The following is a 3,530-nucleotide window of genomic DNA, read 5'->3' as shown; positions in this document are numbered from 1 at the left end:
TTTAATGTTAACTCATAGTTCTTTAATTCATTCTGTTTTGTTTCAATAGCAGTTTTTTCACTTTTTACTTCCTGTTGATCGCGATCCTGTGCTTTGAGAATGTCATTATCAGAATTTAAGATAAGTGTTACAGAATATAAGTTTTCAATTAAATCAGCAAGATTTCCAGAGTTTACAACGACTTCCGTTATTAAATTAGTACGAGGCTGCTCTTGAACAGATTGCAAGCGTTTTTTAATTAATTCTTGGCGCTTTGCGATTTGTTGTTCTAAAGCTGCAATGCGACTTTGCTTTTCTTTAATTTGATTCTGGGTTTGTAATATTTCACTATTTGTTGTCTTTAACTGTTGTTCATTTGTACTAGCAGCTGCTTGTAAGTCATCCAGCTTCTTTTGCAAAGAAGAAATATCTGTTTCGATTTGTGACTTTTGTTGTTGTTTGTTTTGCAAATCTTGTTGTTTACTAGATAGCTGCGAGTCAATGCTGTTTAATTGGTTTTGATTCGATTCTGCGTATGTGAAGCTAGGGAATACAACGAGAGTCCCAGCTGTTAGTAAACTCAGAATCGTATTCTTTCTATTCATGAATGACAGTCTCCTTTCTTTACCTTATCCATTTTACATGTAAAAAAAAGAGAATCTATTATTTTAAGAAAGTGTAATAATATTTTAATAATTGCTTAGTAAATAAAGAGATAATTATAGAAATGAAGGTAAATAATGGGTTTTTAATTATGAAAACATAAAAACGAATTCGATAATATATTTATAATAATGATATTTATATAATTAAATGTGCCATCCGTTTTTTCTGTGTATGTAATTAAATAATTGAATAAAATGGCATTTTTTAGTATGATAAATTTGGTAAAAAAGGAAAAAGGTAAACCTAGCAAAAATGAAAAGAATACCCATTGATTGTCTATGAATAAATATCTTATTTTTTAGAATATTTATTATATTTTTAAAATATAATAAATTCACTTTGCTAATAGGAGAAATATAACGATGATTCCTACAAAATTGAAGCAAGGAGACGAAATTCGTATTGTGGCTCCTTCTACTAGTTTAGCTGTAGTAGCAGAAGAACAGCGTCATCTTGCAACGGCGGTTTTGAATGAAATGGGGCTTTATGTTACGTTTTCTAAACATGCATTAGAATGCGATGATTTTCTATCCTCTTCCGTACAAGCGAGAATAGAAGATTTGCATGAGGCGTTCCGTGATCCACAAGTCAAAGGAATCTTAACAACGCTCGGAGGATTTAATGTAAATCAATTACTACGGTATTTGGATTATGATTTGATTCGTAAAAATCCGAAGGTCATTTGCGGCTATTCGGACATTACCGCACTTTGCAATGCGATTTATCAAAAAACAGGACTTGTGACCTATTCGGGTCCTCATTTTTCAACTTTTGCAATGAAGCAGGGCTTCTCCTATACGAAGAATTACTTTCAAGCGTGTCTCATGGATGATAGCTCGATTATCGTAGAGTCTTCACAAGAGTGGAGCGATGATGCTTGGTATCTAAACCAAGAAACGCGCTGCTTTTTGCCAAATGAGGGCCCTGTTGTGATTCAGGAGGGTAGTAGCGAGGGAAGAATTGTAGGCGGAAATCTTTGTACGTTGAACTTACTACAAGGAACAGAATATATGCCAGATTTACATAATACTATATTATTTATTGAAGATGATGATTTAGTAGATGCTCGCATATTTGATCGTGATTTGCAGTCGCTTCTACAGATAAATGGAGCGAATGGCATTCAAGGCGTTCTTATCGGTCGTTTTCAGAAGAAATCAAATATGTCGATGAAACTTCTTCAGCAAATCATTTGGTCGAAAGAAGAACTGTACCATTTACCGGTTCTTGCAAATATAAATTTTGGACATACTTCTCCGATTATTACGTTCCCTATTGGTGGTACAATTAAAGTATCTGCGAATCAGAGTCAAACACATATAGAAATTAGTATACATTGAAAAGAGGAGCTCCCTCTTTTTTTATTTGGACTCCCGTGTTAGTTATGAAATAAGGTAAATTGAAATTTTTAAATAAATATAGTAATTAAGTTATTGTCAGAAAGTATTTTTTTTATTATGATGTATTCTTAAGGGTAAAAATATTAAATCGTCTAGAAATATATAAAAATACTAGAAAATTCAATATATTTATCCAAAGTTGATAGATTATTCCTTGAGGGGGGAGTCAGTATGAGAAAAATTGGGTTAGCTTGGCAAATATTAATTGGTCTCATCTTAGGTATTGCTGTTGGTGCCATCTTTTATGGTAACGCAAATCTAGTCACTTACTTAAAGCCGATTGGCGATGTATTTATTCGTCTCATTAAGATGATTGTTGTACCAATTGTTGTATCTAGTCTTGTTGTAGGGGTAGCAGGTGTAGGTGATATTAAAAAGCTTGGAAAATTAGGTGGGAAAACCATTCTTTATTTCGAAGTTGTTACAACATTTGCGATTGTGTTAGGATTGCTTTTTGCAAATTTATTTCAACCTGGTGTTGGAGTAAATATGAAAAGCTTACAAAAGACCGATATTGCTTCTTATGTAACTACCGCTAATCAAGTAGGTACACATTCAATGGCCGACACATTTGTTAATATTGTTCCTACCAATATTATCGATTCATTGGCTAAGGGCGATATGCTCGCTATTATTTTCTTCTCTGTTATGTTCGGTCTCGGTGTTGCTGCTATTGGAGAAAAAGGGCTTCCGGTTCTTCGCTTCTTTAAAGGTACTGCAGAAGCTATGTTTTACGTTACAAATCAAGTAATGAAATTTGCTCCGTTTGGTGTATTTGCTCTAATTGGGGTTACGGTTTCAAAATTCGGCATAGTCTCACTTATTCCGTTAGGTAAACTTGTACTAGTTGTCTACGGGGCAATGTTCTTTTTTATAATAGTAGTATTTGGAATTATTGCAAAGTTATTTGGAGTTAATATTTTCCAATTTTTTAGAATTTTAAAAGATGAAATTATTCTTGCTTACTCAACAGCAAGTTCAGAAACTGTTTTGCCGAAAATTATGGAAAAAATGGAGAAATTCGGTTGCCCTAAAGCAATCGTATCATTTGTTATTCCAACTGGTTATTCATTTAATTTGGATGGATCTACATTGTATCAAGCAATTGCAGCACTCTTTTTGGCGCAAATGTACGGTATCCATTTGCCGATTTCCCAACAAATTACGCTTCTTCTCGTTTTGATGGTGACATCTAAAGGGATTGCTGGTGTGCCAGGCGTATCGTTCGTTGTATTGCTAGCAACGCTAGGTTCTGTAGGTATTCCATTAGAAGGATTGGCATTTATCGCAGGTATTGACCGTCTTCTTGATATGGCTCGTACGGTCGTAAACGTAATTGGAAACTCTTTGGCAGCTGTTATTATGTCCAAGTGGGAAAAACAGTATGATGACAAAGTGGCAACGAAGTATTTAGAAGAAATCAAGCATGCATCTTAATAAATAGATAACAAGAGGCCTCACGCACAACAGCGTGAGGCTTTTTTG

General features: G+C 34.1%; 3 protein-coding genes. 2 read left to right on the top strand and 1 reads right to left on the bottom strand.

All coding sequences use genetic code 11. The features are described 5' to 3' along the window. The coding region (locus AC11ZT_RS05715) for a coiled-coil domain-containing protein (protein WP_484058680.1) at positions 1–584 on the bottom strand (584 nt) is incomplete at its 3' end. A 423-nt stretch (positions 585–1,007) separates the two neighbouring features. Between AC11ZT_RS05715 and AC11ZT_RS05710 the strand changes: the two genes are divergently transcribed. Together AC11ZT_RS05710 and AC11ZT_RS05705 are read left to right on the top strand one after the other, a co-directional pair. Beyond that, entirely contained in the window at positions 1,008–1,985 is a 978-nt protein-coding gene (locus tag AC11ZT_RS05710; protein ID WP_484058679.1) for a S66 family peptidase, read from the top strand. Between the two features lie 231 nt (positions 1,986–2,216). Further along, a complete protein-coding gene (locus tag AC11ZT_RS05705) occupies positions 2,217–3,482 on the top strand; it encodes a cation:dicarboxylate symporter family transporter (protein ID WP_484058678.1) in 1,266 nt (421 codons plus the stop codon). The last annotated feature ends 48 nt before the right edge of the window (positions 3,483–3,530 follow it).

This window comes from Ectobacillus sp. (assembly GCF_056992975.1).
This window is presented reverse-complemented; position numbering and strand designations above follow the sequence as displayed.